Consider the following 25503-nt stretch of genomic DNA (forward strand, 5'->3'; position numbering starts at 1 on the left):
CGGCGGCCTCTCCGTGGTCGTCGCGCGCGGCGGCCTCGCGGGCGGCGTTCAGGGCCTCCTCGGGGCGGCCGGCGTGGAGGCGGGCGACAGCTTCGGTGCACCAATCTCGTGGGGATTTGTCGGTTTTTTCACGGTTCTTGCTATGATTTCCGTCCGTCCCCACCAGCTCATGGTCGGCTGTTCGATGAAAGTTGAACAGGTGACGACATAGGGCTGTATCTCTCTAGAGAGGTACGCGTGAGGGCCTTCGATGCGCGGATACCGCTATACCAAGCGCATGCCATGGCCTAAGCTGCCACGCAAGCTGGAGCGGAGGAGCCCGGAGGCAGCGTCAACCACGTTTCCGACGCAGCGAGCCCCGCATCCACGGCGACCACAGTCATGCGCGGGCCCGGTGTGATCGGATCGGCCGGCAAGGAGGTCCATGACCGTCACACAGGCCGCCCCCCTCGTACGGCGTGGGGCCCGGCGACACCCCGACAACCGCTGGTCGATCCTCCTGCTGCTCTGCCTGAGCCTGCTCCTGATCACCGTCGACGCCACGGTCCTGCACATCGCCGTCCCGGCGCTGACCGCGGCGCTGGAGCCGTCGGCCGTCCAGCTCCTGTGGATCATCGACGTCTACTCGCTGGTGGTCGCGCCGCTGCTGATCATGTTCGGCACGCTCGGCGACCGCTACGGCCGTAAACGGCTGGTCCTGGGTGGGTTCGTGCTGTTCGGGGTGGCCTCGGCCGCCGCGGCCTTCTCCCCCACTCCCCTCTTCCTCATCCTCGCGCGGGCGCTGCTCGGCGTCGGCGGCGCCATGATCATGCCGGCCACGCTGTCGCTGATCCGCCAGGTCTTCACCGACCGCCGCGAGCGGGCCATCGCCCTCGGCGTCTGGAGCGCGGTCGCCGCGGCGGGCGCGGCCGTCGGCCCGCTGATCAGCGGCCTGCTCGTCAGCGTCTGGTGGGGCGCCGTCTTCCTCGTCAACGTGCCGATCCTGCTGGTGCTGCTGCCCGCCGCCGCCCGGCTGCTGCCCGACTCGCGCCGCGACGACGGCAGGCCCTGGGACGGGCTGAGCGCCGTGCTGTCGGTGCTGGGCATCCTGGCGCTCGCCTTCGGCCTGAAGGAGGCGGGATCGGGCAGCCTCATGCCGTTCGGGGCGTCCGTCGCCGTGTTCCTGGCGGGGGTGACGCTGCTGGTGTGGTTCGTCAGGCGGCAGTCGCGGCTGACGGCGCCGCTGCTGGAGATCGGCCTGTTCCGGAGCCGGGCGTTCACCACCGGCGTGGCCGGGGTGCTGCTGGGCGTGTTCGCGCTCGTGGGGCTCCAGCTCATGCTGGCCCAGTACCTCCAGCTCGTCCTCGGCGACCGGCCGCCGCAGGCGGCGATCCGGATGCTGCCGCTGGTGCTGTCGGCCATCGCCGGCGGGCTCGCCGCGGCCCACATCCTGCCGCGCGCCGGCATGCGCGCCACCATGAGCGGCGGCCTCGGCCTCGTCGCGCTCTCCCTCACCCCCACGCTGAACTGGGGCGTCGAGAGTCATCCCGTCATGCTCGGGGTGTGCTTCGTCGGCATCGGGTTCGGCGTCCAGGTCGCGCTGCTGGCCGCCTCCGACACGATCATGTCGTCGGTCCCGGAGTCGCGGGCGGGCGGGGCCGCCGCCATCGAGGAGACCGCCTACGAGCTGGGCGCCGGACTCGGCGTGGCCGTCCTCGGCACGATCACCACCATGGCGTACGCGCCCAGCCTCCCGCCCGTGCCCGGTGTGCCCGGCGCGGCCATGGACCAGGCCCGGCAGTCCCTGGCCGGCGCCGCCCACGTGGCCCAGGAGATCGGCGGCAGCGCGGGCGACGCGCTGCTCACCGCCGCGCGGTGGGCCTTCGTCAACGCCCTGCACACCACGGTCGTGGTGAGCATCGTCCTGCTCAGCCTGACCGCCCTCGCCGTGGCCACGCTGCTGCGCCGTGATTGAGGTGTGCGATGTCCCCCTCCGGGCAGAGATCTACCGTGAGACAGGCCTTCCATGACGTCGCCGCCCTGGTCGCCCGCTTAGGCGTCGGCGGCATCTTCTTCGCCAACGGCTGGCACAAGCTGGAGGACGGCCTGAAGAGCACCGGCCTCCTGTTCGCCCAGCAGGGCGCGCCCGCGCCACGGGCCTGGGCCACGGTCACCATGCTCGCCGAGCTGATCGGCGGCGCGCTGCTCATCGCCGGGCTGCTGGTGGCGCTGACGGGGCTGGTGCTGTTCGCCGAGGCGCTGGCCGTGTTCCTGGTCGCGCCGCCGCTCAACCCCATCACCGTGAACGAGCTCATCCTGCTCGGGGTGGCCGCGCTGCTGCTGGCCGTCGTGGGCGCGGGGCGGGTGTCGGTGGACCACATGGTGGTGATCCGGCGCCGGGAGTCGGCCGCGGCCAGCGAGTTCGCGGCCGACACGGAGGCGGACCAGGTCATCGCCTCCCTGCGCGACCCCGACACGGCCCGCCCTTCTTCCGGCCCCCCTTCCGGCGCCACCGCCTCCGGGCCGAAGACATCCTCCACCGAAACCGCCGCGGGATCGGGCACGGAGACCGGCACCGGGCCGGGCACGGCGGCTCGTACGCGGGCCCGTACGGAGACGGAGAAGGCCGGGCAGGGAGACACGGCGCCCCACCCCCGCCCGCGCCGCCCGCAGGCCGAGACGGCGGCGCCCGCCGACGAGCCGGCCTCGTCACCGGTGCCGGGCGACACCCTGGTCGCGGGCCGCAAGAAGCCCCCGGGGCGAACCCGCCGCACCCAGCCCGACGAGTAGGCACCCGTCGGGCCGCCGTGATCAGAGCTCGAAGCGGGCGACCCGGCGGAGCTTGTTCATGGCGTCCAGAGCCGCCACCTTGTACGACTCCGCCAGCGTCGGGTAGTTGAAGACCGCGTCCACCAGGTAGTCGATCGTGCCGCCGCAGCCCATCACCGCCTGGCCGATGTGCAGCAGCTCGGTGGCGCCCGTGCCGAACACGTGGACGCCCAGCAGCGACCGGTCCTCCGGCGAGACCAGCAGCTTCAGCATGCCGTACGTGTCGCCGATGATCTGCCCGCGGGCCAGCTCCCGGTAGCGGGAGATGCCCACCTCGAACGGCACCTGCGACGTGGTCAGCTCGTCCTCGGTGCGGCCGATGAAGGAGATCTCCGGGATCGTGTAGATGCCGATCGGCTGGAGGTGATGGATGCCGTGCAGGGGCTCGGCGCAGGCGTGGTGGGCGGCGATGCGGCCCTGCTCCATCGATGTGGCGGCCAGCGAGGGGAATCCGATGACGTCGCCCACCGCGTAGATGTGCGGGACGGTGGTGCGGTAGTGCTCGTCCACCGGGATGCGACCGCGGTCGTCGGCCGACAGGCCGGCCATCTCCAGGCCGAGGCCGTCGGTCATGCCCTGGCGGCCCGCCGAGTACATGACGGTCTCGGCCGGGATCTTCTTGCCGCTCTCCAGCAGCGCCAGCGCTCCCCTGGCCCGGCGCTCGACGGCGGCCACCGTCTCGCCGAACCGGAACGTCACCGCGAGGTCGCGCAGGTGGTACTTCAGCGCCTCGACGATCTCCAGGTCGCAGAAGTCGAGCATCCGCTCCCGCCGCTCCACGACCGTGACCTTGGTGCCGAGGGCGGCGAACATGGAGGCGTACTCGATGCCGATGACGCCCGCCCCGACGACGATGAGCGAGTCGGGGACGGCCTGGAGGTTGAGGATGCCGTCGGAGTCGATGATCGTCTCTTCGTCGAACTCGACCGACGCGGGGCGGGCCGGTCGCGTTCCCGTCGCGATGATGATCTTGTCGGCGGTGATCTTGACGTCGCGGTTCGAGTCGTCGACCACGTCCAGCGTGTGCGGGTCCACGAACCTGGCCGTCCCGGGCACCACGGCGACGTGGTTGCGCGAGAGCTGGCTGCGGATCACGTCGATCTCCCGGCCGATGACGTGCTGGGTGCGGATGCCCAGGTCGCCCACGGTGATGTCGTCCTTGACCCGGTAGCTCTGGCCGTACATCTCCCGCTGGTTGAGGCCCGTGAGGTAGAGCACGGCCTCGCGCAGGGTCTTGGACGGGATCGTGCCGGTGTTGATGCAGACGCCGCCCATCATGTTCCGGCGCTCGACGATGACGACCCGCTTCTCGAGCTTCGCGGCGGCGATGGCCGCTTTCTGCCCGCCGGGCCCGGAACCTATGACGGCAACCTCGAAGTCGGCCACGCTTCCAGTGTCCCTCTGGTGGGCGGTTCACGCCATGAGGGTTCAGCCGGACATGCCGGCCATCACCCGGTCAACGAGGCCGTCGCTGCCCTCCTGGCGGGCGCAGTGGGCGCAGCAGTACCAGTTCTTGCCCGACTGGACGCCGTGCCCGATGACGCGGGTGCCGCAGTGCTCGCAGATCGGCGCCATGGCCTGGATCGCGCACTGGAAGGAGTCGAAGGTGTGCACGGCTCCCTGGGCGTGGACCTCGAAGGACATGTCGTAGTCGTTCCCGCACGTCTCGCAGACGGCCATGGTGTCCCCCTCGTGCTGTCACCGGTACGCCGGAGGGACATACCCGGTCGGCCGCCACTGTTGCCCCAAGAGCCGGCCATTTTCCGGAGAGGTGTCAACGGGACAGGACGGCCCGTGCGAGCAGGGGAAGCGCGAGCAGGCCGAGGGCCGAGAGGGCGGCCGGCAGGCCGAGCCCGGCCGCCAGCGCCGCCACGAGCGGCGGGCTGATGACGAACGCGGTGTACGACACGACGGAGACGCCCGACACGAGCGCGCCGCTCGGGTCCCGGGCGGCGGCCCGGCTGAGGACGGCCGGCACCAGCGGCCCCAGGGCGAGCCCGGCCAGAGCGAACCCGGCCAGTGAGATCGGCACCGCCCAGGGCCCCGCACCCGTGCCGCCGCCCCAGCCGGCGAGGGCGATCCCCGTGCCCCCGCCCAGGCCGGCCACCAGGTAAAGGGGGCGCAGCCGCAGGCCGGGCAGCGCCTGCGCGACCAGGCGGCCGGCCGTGAGCGCCCCCATGTACACCGCCGGCGCAGCGCTCGCCACCAGGGCCGAGGCGGCACGGTGCTCCTCCAGCAGCAGCACCGACCACTGCTCCACCGCGTTCTCGATGACCAGGGCGCACGCCGTCAGCCCGCCGAGCAGGGCCGCCGCGCCCCAGTGCCGCCGCCCGCCGGCGCCGTCCCCGGGGACGGCGCCGCGGCCGAGGGGCAGCCGGAGCAGCGCGGCCGAGGCGGCGAGCACGAGGGCGCCCAGCACGGCGAGCACCGCCGTGGTGCCGAGGCCGAGCTGGCGGGCCAGGCCGGTGGCGGGGGCGGCCACGATGACCGCGACGGGGAAGGCCGCGTGGACCGGCTGGAACAGCCGGCGCCCGCTCTCCCGCTCCACCCGTCCCGTGGTCAGGTTGAGGGCGACGTCGAGTGCGCCGCTGGCCGCCCCCAGCACCAGCAGGACCGCGCCGAACGTCACCGGCGACGACGTCCATCCGATCGCGGCGGCGCTCAGCCCGAAGGCGGCGCAGGCGAGGAGGAGGGCGTCACCCTCGCGCCCGCGGGCCAGCCGCCCGGTCATGGCCATCGCCGGGATCGCCCCGACCGGCACCGCCGTCAGCGCCAGCCCGAGGTCCGCGGTCGAGGCTCCGAGCTGGTCCTTCAGGGCGGGCAGCAGGGCCGACCAGGCGCCCCAGAACATGCCCCAGGCCGCGCAGACCAGGATGAGCGGCAAACCCCGATATTTCACGAATCCCCCCGCACCGCAGTCATGCCATGGTAAAGATCGACGATGTTGTTCGACGAAGGGAACCTTGTGCTCAAGCGTACGATCGTCGCGGTCGGCCTCGTCGCCGCCGGGATCGCCGCCGTCCCCGCCTCCGCCTCTGCCGCGTCGGCGGCCTACACGCCCGAGCGCGTGTGCGGGTCCGGATTCCATCAGGTCAAGGACGGCCACCGGGCCATGAGGACGCGCGACGGCCGGGTGCTCGGGCACGTCTATCTCATGTACAGCAAGAGCAGCGGCGAGAACTGCGTGGCCGCGATCAAGACGCGCTACACCGGCACCCGCACGCTGACCGGCGCCAGTCTGGAGGTGCGGGGCGGCGGCCGGTCGGAGGACGTGCAGAAGTACCGGTTCTACGCCGAGACCGGGCACGTGGACGGCAGCTGGAAGTGCGTGAAGTACGAGGGCTGGACCCGTACCCCCGACAACCGCGTCGAGGCGTGGGGCGGCCGCACCTCCTGGGGCAACTGCAAGGGCTAGCAGACCCTCCGGTACGGGACGTCCGGCAGGTAGCGGGCCCAGTCCCGCTCGGACAGGGTGGCACCGGCGCGCCGGCACACGGCCGCCGCCACCTGCTCCGGGTCCACCGGCACCTCGTGGATGCGGCCGTCCACGGCGGCGTACAGGGTGCGGCCGTCGGCACTGAAGATGAGCGCGTCCGGCTCCTGGATGGTGTGGACGTCGAAGGAGCCGCCGAGCCTGCGTCTGCCGCCGAGGTCCCAGAGCTGGATCTTCCCGTTGTTCGTCAGGGTGGCCAGGGTGCCGCCGTCGGGTGAGAAGGCCAGCAGGGCGACCGAGCCGGCCGCTCTGGGCAGGGTGGGGCGGATCGGCATGGGCCCCTGGGAGCCGGCGGCGTCCCACAGGGCGATGCGTCCGGTGTCGTCCTGACCGATCGCGATGACGGCCCTGCTGCTCAGCGCAGGGCGGTAGCTCGACGCGGACAGGTCGAACCCGTTGCCGGACGGCCGGCCCGTCGCCAGGTCGAGAACCCTGCCGCTGCCGGTGACGAGCGCCCTGCCGTCCTTGGTCAGCGGGCCGCCGCGCTCCGCCGTGGCGAAGTCGTGCAGGGTGCGTCCGGTGGCAGCGTCGTAGACCATCACGCGGAAGTCGCCCATCTGCGCCTGTGGGTCCATCGACATGACGACTTCCTTGCCGTCGGCGGTGAACTGCACCTGATCGGGGTTGTTGAGCTTCGGCGTCCGTACCGCCCACACCTGCCGCAACGTCCTCAGATCGATGAGTCTGACCTTGCCGTCCGACTCCGCCAGAACCATGCGCTCGCGCGGCTCGTCGAAGCCCGGCGCCACGGACTGCGCCTCGGGGCTCTTGGCGAACGTGGCGACGGTCCGATGTGTCCGGAGGTCCATGACCCGGAGGCGCGTCGCCTCATAGTCGGCGACCGTGGCCCATCGCCCGGTCGGGCTGAACCGGATCTCGGCGTCCTCGCTCACCCGCGTGGACGCCACCCGGGAGGTCAGGTCCACGCTCACGACGACATCGTCCATGAGGTAACGCAGAGTCCTGCCATCGGGGTCGAGGCGCACGTCGGTCAGGTCGCCCTCGGCACGGTAGTTGAGCACCTCCTTGTGATCGGCTATTCGCCACACCTGCAGGTCGCGTCGGGCGAAGACGGCGACGTTCCGGTCGTCCAGGCGCATCTGGGCCAACGGGCCATCGCAGAGCTCGCAGGACCAGTCTTCGTCCTTGACCCGCACCCGCCCGGACGCGGCGTCCAGCAGGACGATTCCGTCACGTCCGCAGGCCAGGGTCCTGCCGTCCGGGCTGAAGGCGGCTACGGCGGACTGCTCGCGACAGGCGGGGTAGGGCCGTTCCCGCCTCCAGTCTGGCAGCGACAGCGCGTCGAACCGCCCTTCCGTGACCAGCATGTGCCGGCCCGTCGGGTCCACGAGCAGATCATTGGGCTGCGCCTCGGAATGATCCTCCAAGGTGACCGCCTTGCCGAAAGTCCTGCCTGTCACGAGGTTCCGCACATGGGCGAGGCCGTCGAAGTAGACCAACAGCATGGTCGTCTCGTGCTCGCTGAACAGCGGGTAGAAGCCACCGCTCGCCTCCCCCAGCTTCTCCCTGAGGAGCCGGCGACCGGTGGTGAGGTCCCAGACGCCGAGCTCATCCTGCGTGGCCTGAGCCAGCAGGCGGCCGCTCCGGCTGAGCCCCGGACCGTCGACGATCGCGCCGTGGAGGTCCAGCCCGCTCCAGCCGCCGGTCCGCCGGCCCGTCCGGACGTCGTAGACGTTCACCCCCTGCTTGCTGACGCTCACCAGCGTCCGGCCGTCACGGCTGAGCGCCCGGTAGGCCACGCCCTGAACGGGCGGGTCGCGGAACACCGCCGTCTCCTGCTGCTGGAGGGACGAGAACAGGCTGCTGCGGGCCTCCGGCTGCGGGGACAGCCTCCACGCCGCGACGCTCAGCCGCATCGCGGTGACCGGGTCGGTGGTGCGCATCCGGTCCGCCTCGGCCGCCACCTGCTTGGCGACGGCGATGTCGCGCTGCCTGGCCGTCTGCTGTCCCTGCCACACCGCCGCGCCGGCCGCCACCAGCGCGACCGCCAGCATCCCGGCCAGCGCGATCGTGGTCAGCCGCCGTCGCCTGGTGCGCCGCCGGGTCAGGTCGGTGCCGGCCTGGAGGTAGTCGCGCTCGCGCGGGGTCAGTGTCACGTGCCGGCGGCTGGTGGCGGCCCACCGCAGCGCCTGCTCCAGGCGGCTGCCCTGGAGCAGGTCGGCGTCGCGCCGGCCGTGCTCGGCCCAGTGCCGGGCCGCCCGGGTGATCTCGCCGAGCACGGCCAGGCCGTCGCGGTCGGCGTCCACCCACATGCGCAGCCGGGGCCAGGCGCGCAGCAGCGCCGGCCGGGACAGCTCCACCGACGTACCGTCCGAGGAGACGACGTACGAGAAGGCGCGCAGCACCCGGCGCACCGCCTCGGCCTCCGCCTCCGGGCGTCCCTCGAACAGCTCGTCGTGCGAGGCCGTCCGGCCGCTCTCCCGGCCGTCGTCTCCCACGGCGACCAGCCGCAGGAACACCTCGGCCGCCACGTCCCGCTCGTCCGGTCCGAGTGAGCCGTAGGCGTCCTCGGCGATCGTGCCGAGGGCGGGGTCGTCGCGGTCGGAGCCGGCCACGCCCCGGGCGGCGCGGCTGCCCTCCGCCAGCAGCCCGCCGGTGTCGGCGGCGTCGCCGCTGACCAGCGCCAGCAGCAGGTCACGGGCGGCGGGCCGGGCGGTGGGCTCCTTGCGCAGGGCCGCGGCGACGAGGGGGCGGAGCCCGGGGGGCAGGGCGGTCAGGTCGGGGTGGTGGGAGAGCACGCGGTGCATGACGCCGCCGAGGTTGTCGGCGTGGAACGGGTCCTGCCCGGTGGCCGCGAAGACCATGGTCGCGCCCCAGGCGAACACGTCGGCGGAGGCGCCGGCCCGCTGCCCGGTGAACACCTCGGGCGCGAGGTAGCTGGGCGTGCCCGCCACCTCGCCCGTCCTGGTCAGGGACATGTCGAGGGTCCGGGCGATGCCGAAGTCGATGACGCGGGGGCCGTCCGGCCCGAGGAGCACGTTGTCGGGCTTGAGGTCGCGGTGGATGACGCCCGCGTCGTGGATCGCGGTGAGCGCGGTGGCGACCGCCGTGGCGAGACGGTGCAGGTCGTCGCCCGTGAACAGTCGCCCGCCGTTCACGGCCTGCCGCAGGCTCGGGCCGGGGACGTACTCCGACACGATGTACGGCCGGCTGCCGTCGAGGTCGGCGGCCAGCACCCTGGCGGTGCAGAACGAGGCCACGCGGCGCGCGGCGGTCGCCTCCTTGGCCAGCCGGCCGGTCGTGCCGTTCCCGCCGCCGTCTCCCCCCGGGTGGAGCACCTTGAGAGCGACCCGCCGTCCCTCGGCGTCGTACGCCTCGTAGACGACTCCCTGGCCGCCGGCGCCGAGCCGTCCGGCCAGCCAGTACGGGCCGACATGCTGCGGATCCCCCGCGCTGAGCGTTTCCACAAGGGGTTGGATGCCGGGTCGTCCACCGGGGTTGTCACATTCCGGGCGGTTGTCCCGCGCCTGAGGGAAGATCCCAACCAAACCGGGCCGGGATGCATCTCACGATCGTCATGTTCCTCACGAACATCCCGAAAGGAACCGATCGTGATCGCTTTCCCTCGGCGCGTCCTGGCCCTCACCGCGGCGGCGGCCACCGCTCTGTCCCTCGCCGCCGTTCCCGCCGCCGCGACGGCCGGTTCCGCCACGACGGCCGGCGCATCCCGGCTCACGAACGCCGCCACCGGGATGTGCCTGGCGGTCGGCCGCAGCGAGGTCCGGGCGGGCAAGAAGGTCATCCAGTGGCCGTGCTCGGACAACAAGGACCAGAAGTGGATTTACCGCCACGGCCGGCTCACGAACGCCAAGACCGGCATGTGCCTGGCGATCCCGCACGCCTCACCGCGGAAGGCCGAGGGCGTGGTCCAGTGGCCGTGCACCGACGGCGGCGCGGAGCAGAAGTGGATCCACGACGACATGCAGCGCCTGCGCAACCGGGCCACGGGCATGTGCCTGGCCGTCGGCAAGGCGGAGCGGCGCAAGGGCAAGGTCGTCATCCAGTGGCCGTGCGGCGGACAGACCGACCAGGTGTGGCTTCAGCGGTAGAAATCCATTGAAAGCGCAGGTAACCCCGCGTTAGGTTGTCCGGCATGGCGGGTCCCCGCGCCCGCCGGCCGCGCACGCGCGGCGCTCGTACGGCCGGGCGCCGGGAGGGGCACACCATGAGACGCGTCACGATCGTCAGGCCGACGAGACCACGTCCGGATCCCAACGCGGGCCTGGACCTGCGCTCCCCCTCGGGTCGCCGGCTCCCCTACTGATCGAAAACCGAGGATCGCGTCCGGATCGGCGAAGGATTTCCCCGCCGAACCGTTTCTTACACCGTGCTTACGGGTGTTTCTGTAGTTAAATTAGATAACAGGAACATCACGGGGGGCTCGCGGTGAAGAGGCTAGCGGTGGTGCCGCCGCACGTCATCAGGCACAAGGTGCAAGACATTCGCACGGTGGACCGGCGCAGGCCGGCGCCGCCCGATCCGAAGGTCGTGGACCTGCGCGCCTACGCCGGCCGCAACGTGATCCGCTTCCCCGGCGGCCCGACCCCGGCCGCCTAGCCGGGGGCTCCCGGTCAGGGCCGGGGCTCGGCGCCGCCGTAGAGCCTCTTGGCGTAGGACTCGCCGTAGTACTGCTCCAGCTGCTCGACCGACTCCTCGACCACCTGCACGTCCTTGATGAGCCGGGCGTGCGAGGGCAGCGTGTCGGGCTTCCAGGCGTCGGGCTTCCACAGCGACGAGCGCAGGAACGCCTTGGGGCAGTGGAAGAAGATCTGGTCGATCTCGACCACGAGGGCCAGCTGCGGCCGGTGGTCCTTGACGACCATCTCGTCGAGGAACGGCGCCTCGCGGACGAGCCGGGCGCGGCCGTTGATCCGCAGGGTCTCGTTGCGGCCGGGGATCATGGAGATCAGCCCGACGTTGGGGTTGGTCAGGATGTTGCGGAAGCCGTCGGCGCGGCGGTTGCCGGGCCGGTCCGGGATGGCGATCGTGGTGTCGTCGAGGACGCGGACGAATCCGGCCGGATCGCCCTTGGGTGAGACGTCGCAGCTCCCGTCGGCGCCGGAGGTGGCGATCAGGCAGAACGGCGAGGCGGCCAGCCACTGCCGGTCACGCTCGTGCAGGCGCACCCGCTCCTTGGTGACGGCACGGGGCATGATGTCGCCCAGCACCTCCCGCAGCTCGGACTCGGAGTCGATCTCGACCCAGTTCATGCGATCTCCCTTCGGGGGTCCGGGGAAATCTTTTCATGGGAGCGGCTCCAGCAGTCTGTGGGGTGCGCGCAGCGCCACGCTGACCGGATCGCCGCGACCGTCCTCCAGGCCGGGCCCGGGGCGTACCTCGATCTGCTCGGGCGGGAGGTGCGGCGCCCCGCAGCCGGTGCAGGAGGAGAAGGCGTCGATGCGGGCGCCGCAGTCCACGTGGAAGTACAGCCGGCGGGCGCCGTTGCGGGTGAGGTGGCGCTCGCCCCACTGGCCCAGGGCCAGCACGGGCTGCCAGAGCTCGCGGCCCATCGGGGTCGGCACGTACTCGTCGCGGGGCGGCGTGTCCTGGTAGCGCCGCCGTTCGAGCACGCCGGCGTCGACCAGGGCGGCCAGCCGCTGTGACAGCACGGCCCGCGGGATGTCGAGATGGGCGAGGAAGTCGCCGTAGCGGCGCACGCCGTAGAGCGCGTCGCGGACCACCAGCATGGTCCACCGCTCGCCGACCAGCTCCAGGACCCTGGCCAGGGAGCAGTCCTGGCCGTTGTAGTTCTTGCCGAGCGCCATGGGGCCCATCTTAGTTCATTCATTGAACCGTGGTACCGTGCCCGCCATGAGTTCAATGACTGAACCGACTGTACGGCCCCGGCTGGCGCCCGCCGTGGCCTCGCTCGCCCCCTTGCTGGTGCTGACGAACTACACCGTTCCGATGGTCACGCTGCCCGACACCGCACGGGCGCTCGGCGCGGGGCCGACCGGGCCGGTGTGGATCCTCGGCTCGATCGCGCTCGGGTTGTCCTCGGTGCTGCTGGTGTCCGGAGGGCTGGCCGACGACCACGGGCGCAAGCGGGTGCTGGTCATCGGCACCGGCGTGCTCGCCGCGGCGAGCGTGGTGACGGCGCTGGCCACGGCCGTGCCGGTGTTCGTGGCGGCGCGCTTCGCGCAGGGCGCGGCGAGCGCCGCGATGCTGGCCGCCAGCCTCGGGCTGGTCGGGCACGCCTACCCGTCCGGCCCGGAGCGGTTGCGGGCCACCGGGCGGTACGGCGCGATGATCGGGCTCGGCACCGCCGTGGGGCCGCTGGTGTCCGGGGCGCTGGCCTCGGTGGCGAGCTGGCGGGCCGCGTACTGGCTGGTGGCCGGGTGCGCGCTGGCGCTGATGGCGGTCTCCGCCCGGGTGCTGGAGGAGTCGCGCTCCCCCGCGCCGCGGCGCTTCGACGTGCCGGGCGTGGCGCTGCTCAGCGTGGGCGTGGCCGCGCTGGTGGCCGGGGTGACCGAGAGCAGGCTCGGGTGGGGGCGGCCGGTGGTCCTGACGGCCTTCGCGGTGGCGGTGGCGCTGGGAGTCGCGTTCGTGGCGGCCGAGCGCGGGCGGCCGGACCCGCTGCTCGACCTGGAGTTGTTCCGGCGGCCGGCCTTCCTCGTGGCGACCGGGGGCGCGCTCGTCGTCGGGGCGGCGATCGTCGGGCTGCTGAGTTACCTGCCGAGCGTGCTCCAGCAGGCGCGCGGGCTCACCCCGATGGAGACCGGGCTGCTGTTCGGGCTCTGGTCGTCGCTGTCGTTCGTGGTCTCCCTGCTGTCCAGGCACCTACGGCTGCGCACGGCGGGGCGCTTCGCGCTCGGTCTCGCGCTCAGCGCGGCGGGCTTCACCGGGCTGCTCGGCGTGGGCTCGGACGGCTCGCTGGTCCCGGTGGTGGCGGGACTCGTGGTCAGCGGGATCGGGTCGGGGCTGGTCAACTCCTCGATCACCCATCTGGCCATCGAGAGCGTGCCGGCGCACCGGGTCAGCATGGGGTCGGGGGCCAACAACACGGCCCGCTACGTGGGCAGCTCGCTGGGCGCGGCCGGGGTGGCGGCGGCCGTCGGGCAGCTCGGAACGGGATCGGGCGGGACGGTGGCCGTGGCGGGGTGCGTCGTGCTGACGGCGGCCACGGCCGTGGCCGCGCTGCTCACCCGCGCCTGAGACGGGGAACGGACCTACCAGCGGCGGGCGTTCGCCATGACGCCGAGCAGCGCGTCCCGCTCCGCGGCGAACCTGACCGGCTCCATGCCCTCCCGCTCGGCGCGCAGGTGCAGCATGGTCAGCTCGGTCGCCGCGTGCTGGTAGTCGCTCATGGCCCGCCCTAGTCCGGCGCGGCCGGCCCACTGGCGGGCGCGCCTGCGTCCGGCCAGCGAGCCGAGCATCGCCAGGTCCGGCGGGGTGACCAGCCCCGTGTACCGGTAGGCGGGCAGGTAGGCGCCCATCCTGGCGAGGAACTGCCGCCGCTCCAGCACGGTGACGACGACGAGCAGGACCAGCGCCGCCATGATCACCAGGTACGCCGTGGCGAGCCAGCCGAGCGACCTGAGCGAGGCGGTGCCGTTCCACAACCCGTGCAGCACGACCGCGGCCAGGTAGCCGAGCGGGATCATGGCGTACCGGGCGGGGCCGCGCCGGGTGAGGGCGTAGGCGACGCCCAGCCCGATCATCGAGGTGTAGACGGGGTGGCCGAGCGGGTCGATCAGCCCGCGCATGACGAAGAGCTGCACGGTCGCGTCCACGCCGCTCTGCATGAAGGCGCTCAGGTAGTAGCCGACGTTCTCCACGGCCGCGAAGCCCAGCCCGGCCATCGAGGCGTACACGATGCCGTCGGTCAGCCCGTCGATCTCCCGGCGGCGGCGCAGGAGGAGCAGCAGCGCCGACCCCTTCAGCGCCTCCTCGATCACGGGGGCGAGGAACACGGTGCCCATGGCGTCGACGACCTGCGCGCCGTACCCCGCGCTGCTGAACAGCGCCTGCCCGGCCAGGGTGAGCGCCACGCCGAGCACGATCGCCACGCCGGCGCCCCACGCGAACGCGAACGCGAGGTGCAGCTTCGGCTCCGGCTCCAGCCGGTCGAGTGAGAGGACGGCGGCGAGCAGCACGGGCAGCGGCGCGAGCGCCAGCAGCAGCGACAGCCCGAACCCGACCGGCCCGCCGCTGCGCAGCAGGACGGCGAGCACGACCAGCGCCAGCGCGCTGGAGAGGACCAGGCCGATCAGCAGGACCTTGCTGGGCCGCCGCTGGACCAGCAGGGGAGGGCGCAGGGGGACTGTCATCGTCACGCCTCTCTTCGCTCGGGGTCCCACTATGGGCGCCCGATGTCGACGAACGCTTGACAGTCGCTTGACGGGGTGGTCGGGCGCTCGGCGACCGGGCGGGGGCTGCGGCGGTAGGGTTCCCCACAACAAGGAGGAATCACCATATGGCTGATGAAAGCTATGGACCTGGCGCCGGACCGGCACCCGTCTCACTGCCGGAGGAGGAGCTTTCCAACCTGATCGCCGGGCAGCGCTTCGGCGCGCTGGCCACCACCCGGAGCAGCGGGGTGCCCCACCTGTCCACGGTCGTCTACAGCTGGGACGCCGAGCAGCGCGTGGCGCGGATCTCGACGATCGCCGACCGGCTCAAGGTCCGCCAGCTCCAGCGCGACCCGCGCGGCTCCCTCTACGTGACCAGCGACGACTTCTGGTCCTTCGCGGTCGCCGAGGGCAAGGCCGAGCTGTCCCCGGTCAGCGCCGAGCCGGGCGACGAGGTCGGCCTGGAGCTGCTCGCGATGGCGGGGGGCCTCGCCGACCCGGCGCGGGAGGAGGCGTTCCTGCGCCAGATGGTGGCCGATCGGCGCATGGTGATCCGGCTGCGGGTGTCGCGGCTGTACGGGACCGCGCTGCCCGTCGCGGGCTGACCGGGGGTGACGCGGTGGGTGTCGCCGCGTGACCTGCCGCCCCTCACGTTCTGTGAGGCTCGCCGGCCGAGGTGCTGTGGCCGGCCGTCCACGGCCGGAGCTTCTCGGGGTTGCGTACCGCCCAGATGCGCGTGATCCGGTCGTCCGCGACGTCGAACGCCGCCACCGTCACGGTGACGCCGTCGTGCTGCGCCACCAGGCCGGGCTGCCCGTTGACCGTGCGCTCCAGGAGCACCAGGCCGGGCGCCCAGCCGGCCATGTCGACGAGGTAGCGGGCGATCCGGTCGCCGCCCTCGATCGGGCGCAGCACGGTGCGGACCAGGCCGCCTCCGTCGGCGATCATCGTGGCGCCGGGGTCGAGGAGGCCGACGAGAGCGTCGATGTCCTTGGCCTCCCATGCCTGCCTGAAGTTCCGGACGATGCCGTCCTGCCGCGCGGCCGGGGTCCCGGGTGCCTGCGACGCGCGGATGCGACGCCGGGCCGACGAGGCGAGCTGCCGGCAGGCCTCCGGGCTGCGGCCCACCATCTCCGCCACCTCGGCGAAGGAGTAGCGGAAGACGTCGTGCAGGACGAACGCGACGCGCTCGGCCGGGGTCATCGCTTCGAGCACGACCAGGAAGGCCATGCTGACCGACTCGTCGAGAGTGACCCGGTCGACCGGGTCGACCGTGGTGCCGTCCGACATCCCGGCGACCCACTCCGTGCGGTCGGGCAGCGGCTCGGGAATCCATTCGCCCACGTAGTTCTCGCGCCGGGCCCGTGCCGAGCCGAGCAGGTCGAGGCAGATGCGGGTGGCGACCGTCGTCAGCCAGGCGCCGGGTGCCGCGATGGCGTCCTGCTGCTGCCGGGACATGGCGTACCAGCGGGCGTACGTCTCCTGCACGACGTCCTCGGCGTCGGCCAGGGAGCCGAGGAGGCGGTAGGCGAGATTGATCAGCTGACGCCGCTCGCCCATGATCGCGCTCAGGCTCGGATCGAACCGGCCGTCTCCTGCCCCGGATGCGGTGGTGCCCATGGTGTCGCCGACTTCCCTCTGTCGCAGCTGCCCTCACTGTTCCGACGAGACAACGCCGCGGGACGTGAGATCGATACCGCACCTCACGTTCCCGTCCGCTGTGTCGTCGGATAAGTGAGACACCGGGTCACAAGCCTCAGACCACCGGTGAGATCCAGAAGGGCAGTTTCATGTTTTTGCGTGTCGCCATCATCCTGCAAACCTTGGCCGTCTTCTCCGCGCCCATCACCGCCGGACTGTTGCTGTCCGCGCCCAGCGGACGTGCCCTGCACAGTGTCTCGGCGTACGGGGTGTTCACCGTGTCGCTGGTACACGTGCTCGCCGCGGTCCTGGCGTGGCGGCCGGGCGGCGGCTCGCCCAGGCCCATCCTGTACGCGGTCGTCTTCTTCGGGCTCACGCTGGCGCAGATAGCGCTGGGCATCGCGGGCCTGAAGACCGTGCACCTCCCGTTGGGGGTCCTGATGTTCGGTATGAGCCTCCTTCAGCTCGCCCGGGTCTGGACCGGCCGCCGTACGCACGAGACCGTCGCTGCTTGACGCCGGCGCGCCGCCCCCGCCGAAATCCAGAAGGGAAACCCGCCATGTCCACGTCCACGACGACCGAGCAGGACGAACTCCAGTCGCGTCTGCCCGACCCCGCCTTGCTCTTCCCCGAGATGGCACAGATCGCCGGTGCCATGAACAAGGCCGCCCTGAACGGTTCGATCCCGCAGACCACCGTCCACCTGATGCAGCTGCGCGCCGGGCAGATCGTCGGCAGCACGTACCACACGGTCCGGCAGACGGGCCTGCTCCGCAAGGCCGCGGAGGCGGAGGAACGCATCACCGCCGTGGCGTCATGGCAGGACGCCCCCTACTTCACCGACGCCGAACGGGTCGCGCTGGAGCTCGTGGAGGCCGTACTCACCCCGAACCCGTCCGGGGAGCGGGTCCCCGACGAGCTGTACGCCAGGGCGTCCGCGCACTACGACGACAAGGCGCTGTGGACACTCACCCTGGCGATCAGCCAGATCTTCTTCTTCATCCCCGTCGCGCTCATCGCCAAGCCGATCCCCGGCAAGGTCCCCGGCAAGAATTACCGCAGGTAACGCCCGCAGCCGCCTGCACATCGACCGCTGCTTTCGATCGCCCGCCGCTCCGGGGGTCACTCCCCGGGACGGCGCAGCCCGTCGAGGACGATGTGGAGCAGATGCCGGGCCCTGGCGTCCCACTCGTCCGGTTCCAGACGGGTCAGATAACCGATGAGCAGAATGACGTCACGGGCGTCGACGTCAGAGCGGACGGCCCCCGCGGCCTTGCCGGCGTCGAGGAGTTCGGTCAGCGCAGCGCCGATCGGGCCGAGGCTGTGCGCGGACAGGTCCTGCCACACCGCCGCCTCCACGGCGGCGAACACCTCGCGCTTGACCTGCGCATAGTCGACCACCCGATCGAACCAGCGGGCCAGCGCGGTGAGCGGCTCATGCTCGGCGAGCAGGGCCGGCGCCGCCGCCACGAGCTCGTCCACGTCCTCCCGGTAGACCTCGGCGAGCAGCGACTCCCGGGTCGGGAAGTGGCGGTAGAGGGTGCCCTGGCCAACCCCTGCCTGCTTGGCGATCGCGTTGAGCTTGACCTCGTCCGCGTTCGCGATGACCGCCCGGGCCACCTGGATGATCCGGTCGCGATTACCGGCGGCGTCGGCCCGGCGCTGGGTTGAGTCCATAGTGGCCTCATTTTACTAAGCGGACACGTGTCCGGTACTCTCATGCAAGCGGACACGTGTCCGTCTGCATGAGAGGGTCCGCTATGACAGCCATTGACGGCAAGGTCGTCGCCATCACCGGAGCGAGCAGCGGCATCGGGGAGGCGACCGCGCGCCTGCTGGCCGAACGCGGCGCTGCGGTCGTCCTCGGCGCGCGCCGGACGCGACGTCTCGACGAGCTCGCCCGGGACATCCGCGACCGCGGCGGACGCGTCCTCACCTGCGCCACGGACGTCACCCGGCGCGAGGACCTCGACCGGCTCGTGGGGCGGGCCGTGGCGGAGTTCGGCCGGCTCGACGTGCTGGTGGGCAATGCCGGCATCGCCAAGACAGGCCCCGTGGCCGACCTCGACGTCGACGGCTGGTCGGCGATGATCGACGTCAATCTCCGCGGCGTGCTGAACGGCATCGCCGCCGCCCTGCCGGTGTTCCGCCGGCAGGGCCACGGCCACCTGGTGACCACGGTGTCGACGTCCGGCCTGAAGATCGTGCCCACCCAGGCGGTCTACGCGGCGACCAAGAACGCCGTCCGCACCCTGCTGGAGGGGTTGCGGCAGGAGTCGACCGACGGCGTGCTGCGTACGACGGCCATCTCGCCGGGCGTGGTCCGTACCGAACTCGTCGACTCGATCGACGACGTTCAGGTCCGCGAGCAGGTTCGTCGCAACATGAACACGTTCGCCCTCGACCCTGAGGCCGTGGCCCGCGTCATCGGCTTCGCCATCGAGCAGCCGCACGACGTCGAGATCGGCGAAGTCACCATCCGCCCGACCGTCCAGGGCTAGCCGCGGCCCTTCGACCTGGGTGACGCCCCGACCTGCCCTGCGGAACATGTCAGACCACGCGTACTGGACAGCACTCGTCGCACCGCACGCGACAGCAGGCCTGCCGGCAACGCGGACAGGGAACCGGACCTTCGTCCGGTTCCCTGTCCTCTGGAGCTTTCAGCGCCTGGGAATCAGCTGCAGCCGCTCGTCGAGCCGCAACCCTCGCAGACGTAGCAGCTGCCCGCCGGGCGCATCTTGGTGCCGCAGGTCATGCAGAGCGGCGCGTCCGCCGTGAAGCGCTGGTGGCTCTCCAGCGCCTTGGCCGACGGCTTGAACTCATCGGGCTGGTCGCCCGCCTTGTCCGCCGCCTTGTCCTCGAGGCGGGCCTCGATCGGCGCCGACTGGGCGAGCGCCTCCCGGTCGACCGTCTCCTGCAGCGGCGCCGGGTCCTCGCCGCGCTGCTGCGCCGCGCGCTCGGCCGCCGAGAAGATGCCCAGCGCCGCCCGCTCGTCGTACGGCAGGTGGTCGAGCGCGAGGCGGCGGAAGATGTAGTCCATCACCGACGTCGCCATCCGGATGTCCGGGTCGTCGGTCATGCCGGCCGGCTCGAACCGCATGTTGACGAACTTGCTCATGTACGTCTCGAGCGGCACCCCGTACTGGAGCCCTATCGAGATCGCCACCGAGAAGGCGTCCATGACGCCCGCCAGCGTCGAGCCCTGCTTGGACATCTTGAGGAAGACCTCACCCAGCCCGTCGTCCGGGTAGCTGGAGGCGGTCATGTAGCCCTTGGCCCCGCCGACCGTGAAACGGGTCGTCGTGCTCGGGCGCTGGTTCGGCATCCGCCGCCGGGTCGGGCGGTTGACCTCGATGACCTTGACCTCGGGCTCGGCCTTGACCTCCTCCTTGGCCTCGCCCTTCTTGGCCTCGTCCTTCTTGCCGCCGGCCGACAGCGGCTGACCGACCTTGCAGTTGTCGCGGTAGACGGCCAGCGCCTTCAGGCCGAGCTTCCAGCCCTCCAGGTAGACCTGCTCGATGTCGTCGATCGTGGCCGACTCGGGCAGGTTGACGGTCTTGGAGATGGCGCCCGACAGGAACGGCTGCGTCGCCGCCATCATGCGCACGTGGCCCATCGGCGCGATCGCCCGCTCCCCCATCGCGCAGTCGAACACCTCGTAGTGCTCCTTGCGCAGCCCCGGCGCGTCGACGACGTGGCCGTGCTCGGCGATGTACTCGACGATGGCCTCGATCTGCTCCTGTTGGTAGCCGAGCTGCCTGAGGGCGCGCGGGATCGTCTGGTTGACGATCTGCATGGAGCCGCCGCCGACCAGCTTCTTGAACTTGACCAGCGCCAGGTCCGGCTCGATGCCGGTGGTGTCGCAGTCCATCATCAGGCCGATGGTGCCGGTCGGGGCGAGCAGCGACGCCTGGGCGTTGCGGTAGCCGTTCTTCTCGCCCAGCTTGAGGCACTCCGACCACTGGCGCGACGCCTCGGCGTGGATCTTGGAATCCATGGAGCCGACGGTGCGCAGGTTGTCGTTGGCGGCGGCGTGCTTGCGCATGACCCGCTTGTGCGGCTCCGCGTTGCGGGCGTAGCCGTCGTACGCGCCGACCGCGCCGGCCAGCTCGGCGCTGCGCCGGTACGACGTGCCGGTCATCAGCGAGGTGATGGCGCCGGCGACGGCACGGCCGCCGTCGGAGTCGTAGGCGTGGCCGGTGGCCATGAGCAGCGCGCCCAGGTTGGCGTAGCCGATGCCGAGCTGGCGGTAGGCGCGGGTCGTCTCGCCGATCTTCTCGGTCGGGAAGTCGGCGAACGTGATCGACACGTCCATCGCGGTGATGATCAGCTCGGTCAGCTTGACGAAGCTCGGGACGTCGAAGGTGTTGTCGTCCTTCAGGAACTTCAGCAGGTTGATGCTGGCCAGGTTGCAGGAGGAGTTGTCCAGGTGGACGTACTCGCTGCACGGGTTGCTGGCGGTGATGCGGCCGGTCTCGGGGGTGGTGTGCCAGTCGTTGATCGTGTCGTCGTACTGGACTCCGGGGTCGGCGCACTCCCAGGCGGCCTTGGCCATCTTGCGGAACAGGTCCCGCGCGTCGATCGTCTCGATGACCTCGCCGGTGAGGCGGGCGCGCAGGCCGAACTCGCCGCCCTTCTCAACCGCACGCATGAACTCGTCGGAGACGCGGACGGAGTTGTTGGCGTTCTGGTACTGGACCGAGACGATGTCCTTGCCGCCGAGGTCCATGTCGAACCCGGCGTCGCGGAGCGCGCGGATCTTGTCCTCCTCGCGCGCCTTGGTCTCGATGAACTCCTCGATGTCGGGGTGGTCCACGTCGAGGACGACCATCTTGGCGGCCCGGCGGGTGGCGCCGCCGGACTTGATGGTGCCCGCGCTGGCGTCGGCGCCGCGCATGAACGACACCGGGCCGCTGGCCGTTCCGCCGCTCGACAGCAGCTCCTTGGAGGAGCGGATGCGCGACAGGTTGACGCCCGAGCCGGAGCCGCCCTTGAAGATCACACCCTCTTCCTTGTACCACTCGAGGATCGACTCCATCTGGTCGTCCACCGAGAGGATGAAACAGGCGCTGACCTGCTGCGGCGACTGGGTGCCCACGTTGAACCAGACCGGCGAGTTGAAGGCGAAGACCTGGTGGACCAGCGCGTGCTTCAGCTCGTGGTCGAAGATCTCGGCGTCCTCGTCGTCGGCGAAGTAGCCGTGCTCGATCGCGGTGCGGGTGTAGACGCCCACCACGCGGTCCACGAGCTGCTTGAGGCTCCACTCGCGCTGCGGCGTGCCGACGGCGCCGCGGAAGTACTTGGTGGTCACGATGTTGGCCGCGTTGACCGACCAGAACTCGGGGAACTCGACGCCCCGCTGCTCGAAGTTGATCGAGCCGTCCCGCCAGTTGGTCATGACGACGTCGCGACGCTCCCACGCGATCTCGTCATACGGATGCACGCCCGGCTTGGTGAAGATCCGCTTCATCTTCAGGCCCTTGCGGGGACGCTTTCCTCCGCGCGCGACTGAACCGCTTGCCGTCTCCGTCATGACTCCCCCTTCTCCGCCTTCAACTGTTCGATCTCGGCCTCGAAGTCCGCCAAGGTCTCGAAGCCGCGATATACCGATGCGAACCGCAGGTAGGCCACCTCGTCCAGCTCCCGCAGCGGGCCCAGGATCGCCAGGCCCACCTCGTTCGAGGGGATCTCCGCCGCGCCCCTCGCCCGGATGGCCTCCTCGACCCGTTGCCCGAGCTGGGCCAGCGAGTCCTCGCTGACCGGCCTGCCCTGGCAGGCCCGCCGCACGCCCGCGACCACCTTGTCCCGCGAGAACGGCTCCGTCACGCCGCTGCGCTTGCTCACCATGAGGAGTACGGTCTCCTGGGTGGTGAACCGGCGGCCGCACTCGGGACAGGTGCGGCGACGCCGGATCGCCCCGCCGTCGTCCGTCGAGCGACTGTCGATGACCCTCGTGTCAGGATGGCGACAGAACGGACAATGCACGCGTTTCGCCTCCTGCCCCGCGGCCACCCCACCCGGCCTCGCCGCCGCGTCGAACGCCCCTGCCCGGGTTGACCAGGGAACGCTCACGCCCGCCCCATGGCATGCCATAGGGCGGTCACGAAAACACAAGGTGTGGTGAACTACATCGGTGTAAGTACTAGATGTTGTGGTCCAACCGTAGAAGCGCGCGACCATGAACGCAAGTTGAGCCACACCTGTCTCAGGGAAGCCGCTGATCAGCACGGCATGTTCCCGCCGGCCCCGGCGTGTCGGCCCCTTCTCGACGGGTACGCCCCAGGCGACCGTCCCGTACGCGGAGAAGAACACCTTTCACACCGTTCAAAACCCACGCTGCACGCCAGGCCACCGAGACCGCCCCTTGCGGATCGAACCACCTTCGAATGGGCATAGTGCCCACTTCATTGGGCAGCGAGTCAGCCGGCTGCCTCATCACGAGCGCGGAGTGGTACCAGAACTCGCTCGCCGACGATCGTTCGAAGATCTCCGACTGCTACCGGAACACATTCAAGGCCGGCGCCCGAACTCGTTCGCCGAATCAGCCGTCGAGCCGTGAATGGCCGCAGCAGCGCCGTCAGCCGTCGAAACATGGGCCGTAGCGGCATTCGGTGCCATGGCGGCATGGGCGGCCGTTCTGGCGCCGAGCCAGAAGCAGCACACCGACAACAGCGTCGCCACCGCGACCATGATCGCGGCCCGTCCGCGCCGGGTCAGCCGCACCGGCCTCGCCTGCCGCCCACGCTTCCCGGCGACGGGAGCCGTCCGCATGGGTCGGTTCCGAACGGCGCCCGTCCGAACAGGCCCCATCCGATCAGACGTCTTCCGCACGGCCCTTCGCTCACGCGCCCTCTCCGGCCTCTCACGAGCCCCTCTTGCGAGCCGAGCCTCTGATCCGACCCCCGGGCCGAGCCCCGCCTCTCGACTCTCACCGAACCCTCGCCCTTGATCGCCCGTTCGCCTCTGACCGGCCCCTCGTCTCTGATCGGCCCCCCGCCCCTGAGCACTGCCTCTCCCCTGAGCGAACTTTGCGCTCTGAGCCGACCTTCCCCCCTGTGCGCCCGCCGCCCCTTGGGAGACTCCTCGCCTCCGGGCAGACCTCGCGCCCGGGGCAGCCTCTCGTCCCTGGCCGAGTCCTCGCCCCTGACCCGCTACGGGCTCCCCGCTGCGGCCCCCCTGAACGACGGAGCCGATCCGAGCCACCGGCACAGACCCACCGCCCCGGCCACCAGCCTCAGCTCCTCTCCCCCCAACGTACGAAGCGGCAGCGTCTCCGCTTGTAACGCCGCCCGCCCCAACGCGACCGGTCCCCGCACCGCCCGCCCCAGCACCCTTGGTCCCGACGCGACCCGTCCCAGGGCCATCCATCCCAGCGCCGCCGGGCACGATCGAGAGCCGCCCGCGCCCCGGGGGCGAACCGCACCCCGGCGCCTGTCCGCCTTCGGCGACATTCGCGCCTGCCGCGGGGGAGCCGCCACCCCCGACTCGTCGGTCTTCCGGTACGCCGGCTTCTCCCCCGCGCCGGCCCTCACACGGCTCCCCGGGGAGGTCAAGGCCCTCGGCGTCCGTTCTGGGTGGCGGGACGAGCCACAGTTGCGGTCTTCCTCTCGCGGCGGAGGCGCGACCGGCCCCGCGGGCCGGCGTCGCGTCGGTGCCCGGCGACACACCACCACTGCGCGAGACGTCCTCCCGCATCTGAACCCCACCCCTCGAAGTGCCACCTGCGGTCCACCCGGCCGCGAACCGGACCCGGTCGCCGGGTCCGGCCCTACCATCCAGTACGCCCAGAACGCGCGAAGCGCTCAGCCAGACCCGCCGTCACGACGGGCCGGCGCTCCCGTCTCCATGCACCGCAGCCGTCTGCTCCGGGATTACGGCCGCTCCGCCGGCTCTCTGCACCGCCACCGTCTGCTCCGGAAGCGCGGTCCCGGCCCAGGGGTGACGACGGACGCCTTGTGACGACCGGACGGCGTGCCGCGCCGGCTCCGGCCGTCCCGCCTGCATGTTCCGCTCGGCCACTCTGGTCACCTCACCACCACCTCCGCCCTGCCCGGATGGTGAATTGTGGCGTAAACCGAGGCGTCTGCGAATACTGAACGCTTTGTCCTCCCCCACGGTCCGCCCGCTCCCGACACCGTCGTTCTTGATCGCCTTTGTCCGGCCCCCGGCGACCCGCGGTCGCCCGACGTCGTCGCTGGTCATGTCCGTGACCGCGGTGGCGCGCACGATTGACCTCCCACGCCGTCCAGGGTCCGAGAAAAAGACCCAATAAAGATCAGCAAATCGAACACGGTGTCGATCGAACTCCCGTACGATGTTGTACACCACGTCACTGATAATTTCGAGGACGACTCGAACAATTGTTTGAAGATGATCTTCAACAGCGATACGGTCGCTGTGTGCGACATGGAGACCACGGACCGGGAGGGCCGGCCGGAGCGGCAGGCCACCCGGCGACGAGGAGGAGAGCATGAGCGAGCGAGATGACGCAAACGGGGTCACAGACCTCGCGGTGCGCCGGCGCGACTCCCTGGGCCTGACGCCCAGGCAGCGCAAGATTCTCGAAGTGATTCGCGATTCGGTGCAACAGCGCGGATATCCGCCGTCCATGCGTGAGATCGGCGAGGCCGTCCAGCTGACGAGCACGTCGAGCGTGTCGCACCAGTTGACGGCGTTGCAGCGTAAGGGCTATCTGAGGCGCGACCCGCACCGGCCGCGCGCCCTCGAAGTCCGCCTGCCGGGTGAGCCGGCACTGTGGGTCGACCCCGACGCCTCCTCCGAGGAGCCCACGGTGAGCCGGCCCACGGCCGCCTATGTGCCGCTGGTCGGCCGGATCGCCGCCGGTGGGCCGATCCTCGCCGAGGAGAGCGTCGAAGACGTCTTCGCGCTGCCCAAGCAACTCGTCGGCGAGGGCACCCTGTTCCTCCTTCAGGTCGCCGGTGACTCCATGATCGAAGCCGCCATCGCCGACGGTGACTGGGTGGTCGTGCGCCAGCAGCCCGTCGCCGAGAGCGGCGACATCGTGGCCGCCATGATCGACGGCGAGGCCACGGTCAAGACCTTCAAGCGCAAGGACGGCCACGTCTGGCTGGTCCCTCACAACCCCAACTACGACCCGATCCCCGGCGACGAGGCCAGCGTCCTGGGCAAGGTCGTGGCGGTCCTCCGCCGCCTCTGACCCACCCCGCCGCCGACGGCTCCCCGGGAACACCCTGGGGAGCCGCGACCGGCTCCAGCAGGCGCTGTGCG

At 71.3% G+C, this 25503-nt stretch carries 23 protein-coding genes; 11 read left to right on the forward strand and 12 right to left on the reverse strand.

Annotated elements, in window-relative coordinates:
• Positions 1-424: 424 nt before the first annotated feature.
• Complete coding sequence (locus AB0H64_RS13345; RefSeq protein ID WP_357623500.1) at positions 425-1954, forward strand: MFS transporter; 1530 nt, start codon at positions 425-427, stop codon at positions 1952-1954.
• A 35-nt stretch (positions 1955-1989) separates the two neighbouring features.
• Positions 1990-2769, forward strand: coding sequence for a DoxX family membrane protein (locus AB0H64_RS13350; protein WP_357623502.1), 780 nt, complete (start codon positions 1990-1992; stop codon positions 2767-2769).
• Positions 2770-2790: 21 nt separating this feature from the next.
• Here the strand turns inward: AB0H64_RS13350 and sthA are convergent, their stop codons facing one another.
• The 3 genes from sthA to AB0H64_RS13365 all read right to left on the reverse strand — a co-directional run bounded on the left by sthA (position 2791) and on the right by AB0H64_RS13365 (position 5692).
• Positions 2791-4194 (reverse strand): Si-specific NAD(P)(+) transhydrogenase, encoded by a 1404-nt coding sequence (sthA, locus tag AB0H64_RS13355; RefSeq protein ID WP_357623504.1) that lies wholly within the window; start codon positions 4192-4194, stop codon positions 2791-2793.
• 42 nt (positions 4195-4236) lie between these two features.
• Entirely contained in the window at positions 4237-4488 is a 252-nt protein-coding gene (locus AB0H64_RS13360) for a hypothetical protein (RefSeq protein ID WP_357623506.1), read from the reverse strand.
• 94 nt (positions 4489-4582) lie between these two features.
• The gene (locus AB0H64_RS13365) at positions 4583-5692 is read right to left on the reverse strand and encodes a hypothetical protein (protein ID WP_357623508.1); all 1110 of its coding nucleotides are present in this window, start codon (positions 5690-5692) and stop codon (positions 4583-4585) included.
• Positions 5693-5773: 81 nt separating this feature from the next.
• Here AB0H64_RS13365 and AB0H64_RS13370 point away from each other — a divergent pair, with 81 nt between their 5' ends.
• Positions 5774-6223 (forward strand): hypothetical protein, encoded by a 450-nt coding sequence (locus AB0H64_RS13370; protein WP_357623509.1) that lies wholly within the window; start codon positions 5774-5776, stop codon positions 6221-6223.
• Here AB0H64_RS13370 and AB0H64_RS13375 read toward each other — a convergent pair.
• Entirely contained in the window at positions 6220-9729 is a 3510-nt protein-coding gene (locus AB0H64_RS13375; protein ID WP_357623510.1) for a WD40 repeat domain-containing serine/threonine protein kinase, read from the reverse strand. The genes AB0H64_RS13370 and AB0H64_RS13375 overlap by 4 nt on opposite strands.
• A 144-nt stretch (positions 9730-9873) precedes the next feature.
• On the opposite strand from AB0H64_RS13375, the gene AB0H64_RS13380 reads away from it, so the two are divergent.
• Positions 9874-10371 (forward strand): RICIN domain-containing protein, encoded by a 498-nt coding sequence (locus AB0H64_RS13380; RefSeq protein ID WP_357623511.1) that lies wholly within the window; start codon positions 9874-9876, stop codon positions 10369-10371.
• 337 nt (positions 10372-10708) lie between these two features.
• The gene (locus AB0H64_RS13385; protein ID WP_357623513.1) at positions 10709-10879 is read left to right on the forward strand and encodes a hypothetical protein; all 171 of its coding nucleotides are present in this window, start codon (positions 10709-10711) and stop codon (positions 10877-10879) included.
• Between the two features lie 14 nt (positions 10880-10893).
• On the opposite strand, the gene AB0H64_RS13390 is transcribed toward AB0H64_RS13385, so the two are convergent.
• Together AB0H64_RS13390 and AB0H64_RS13395 are read right to left on the reverse strand one after the other, a co-directional pair.
• The gene (locus AB0H64_RS13390; protein WP_357623515.1) at positions 10894-11532 is read right to left on the reverse strand and encodes a pyridoxamine 5'-phosphate oxidase family protein; all 639 of its coding nucleotides are present in this window, start codon (positions 11530-11532) and stop codon (positions 10894-10896) included.
• Positions 11533-11565: 33 nt separating this feature from the next.
• Positions 11566-12087, reverse strand: coding sequence for a helix-turn-helix domain-containing protein (locus AB0H64_RS13395; protein WP_357623516.1), 522 nt, complete (start codon positions 12085-12087; stop codon positions 11566-11568).
• 55 nt (positions 12088-12142) lie between these two features.
• Between AB0H64_RS13395 and AB0H64_RS13400 the strand changes: the two genes are divergently transcribed.
• On the forward strand, positions 12143-13477 hold the full coding sequence (locus AB0H64_RS13400; protein ID WP_357623518.1) for an MFS transporter: 1335 nt from the start codon (positions 12143-12145) through the stop codon (positions 13475-13477).
• 14 nt (positions 13478-13491) lie between these two features.
• Here AB0H64_RS13400 and AB0H64_RS13405 read toward each other — a convergent pair whose 3' ends face one another.
• Positions 13492-14592, reverse strand: a complete 1101-nt coding sequence (locus AB0H64_RS13405) for a PrsW family intramembrane metalloprotease (protein WP_357623520.1) — start codon at positions 14590-14592, stop codon at positions 13492-13494.
• 146 nt (positions 14593-14738) lie between these two features.
• Between AB0H64_RS13405 and AB0H64_RS13410 the strand changes: the two genes are divergently transcribed.
• Positions 14739-15218: a PPOX class F420-dependent oxidoreductase gene (locus tag AB0H64_RS13410; protein ID WP_357623522.1), complete on the forward strand. Its 480-nt coding sequence runs from the start codon at positions 14739-14741 to the stop codon at positions 15216-15218.
• 43 nt (positions 15219-15261) lie between these two features.
• On the opposite strand, the gene sigJ is transcribed toward AB0H64_RS13410, so the two are convergent.
• Positions 15262-16233, reverse strand: coding sequence for an RNA polymerase sigma factor SigJ (gene sigJ / locus AB0H64_RS13415; protein ID WP_357623523.1), 972 nt, complete (start codon positions 16231-16233; stop codon positions 15262-15264).
• Positions 16234-16403: 170 nt separating this feature from the next.
• Between sigJ and AB0H64_RS13420 the strand changes: the two genes are divergently transcribed.
• On the forward strand, positions 16404-16769 hold the full coding sequence (locus AB0H64_RS13420; protein ID WP_357623525.1) for a hypothetical protein: 366 nt from the start codon (positions 16404-16406) through the stop codon (positions 16767-16769).
• Between the two features lie 44 nt (positions 16770-16813).
• Positions 16814-17320: a carboxymuconolactone decarboxylase family protein gene (locus AB0H64_RS13425; protein WP_357623527.1), complete on the forward strand. Its 507-nt coding sequence runs from the start codon at positions 16814-16816 to the stop codon at positions 17318-17320.
• Between the two features lie 56 nt (positions 17321-17376).
• On the opposite strand, the gene AB0H64_RS13430 is transcribed toward AB0H64_RS13425, so the two are convergent.
• Positions 17377-17931 (reverse strand): TetR/AcrR family transcriptional regulator, encoded by a 555-nt coding sequence (locus tag AB0H64_RS13430; RefSeq protein ID WP_357623529.1) that lies wholly within the window; start codon positions 17929-17931, stop codon positions 17377-17379.
• 83 nt (positions 17932-18014) lie between these two features.
• On the opposite strand from AB0H64_RS13430, the gene AB0H64_RS13435 reads away from it, so the two are divergent.
• Complete coding sequence (locus tag AB0H64_RS13435; RefSeq protein WP_357623531.1) at positions 18015-18755, forward strand: SDR family oxidoreductase; 741 nt, start codon at positions 18015-18017, stop codon at positions 18753-18755.
• A 173-nt stretch (positions 18756-18928) separates the two neighbouring features.
• Here the strand turns inward: AB0H64_RS13435 and AB0H64_RS13440 are convergent, their stop codons facing one another.
• From AB0H64_RS13440 to AB0H64_RS13450, 3 genes are all read right to left on the reverse strand, one after another.
• On the reverse strand, positions 18929-21787 hold the full coding sequence (locus AB0H64_RS13440; protein ID WP_357623533.1) for a vitamin B12-dependent ribonucleotide reductase: 2859 nt from the start codon (positions 21785-21787) through the stop codon (positions 18929-18931).
• Entirely contained in the window at positions 21784-22239 is a 456-nt protein-coding gene (nrdR, locus tag AB0H64_RS13445; protein WP_175588570.1) for a transcriptional regulator NrdR, read from the reverse strand. Before nrdR ends, AB0H64_RS13440 begins: the two co-directional genes overlap by 4 nt.
• A gap of 525 nt (positions 22240-22764) precedes the next feature.
• Positions 22765-22977 (reverse strand): hypothetical protein, encoded by a 213-nt coding sequence (locus tag AB0H64_RS13450; RefSeq protein WP_357623535.1) that lies wholly within the window; start codon positions 22975-22977, stop codon positions 22765-22767.
• A gap of 1747 nt (positions 22978-24724) precedes the next feature.
• On the opposite strand from AB0H64_RS13450, the gene lexA reads away from it, so the two are divergent.
• Complete coding sequence (lexA, locus tag AB0H64_RS13455; protein ID WP_310711587.1) at positions 24725-25432, forward strand: transcriptional repressor LexA; 708 nt, start codon at positions 24725-24727, stop codon at positions 25430-25432.
• The last annotated feature ends 71 nt before the right edge of the window (positions 25433-25503 follow it).

The organism is Nonomuraea sp. NPDC050733 (genome assembly GCF_040654215.1).
Lineage (GTDB): Bacteria > Actinomycetota > Actinomycetes > Streptosporangiales > Streptosporangiaceae > Nonomuraea.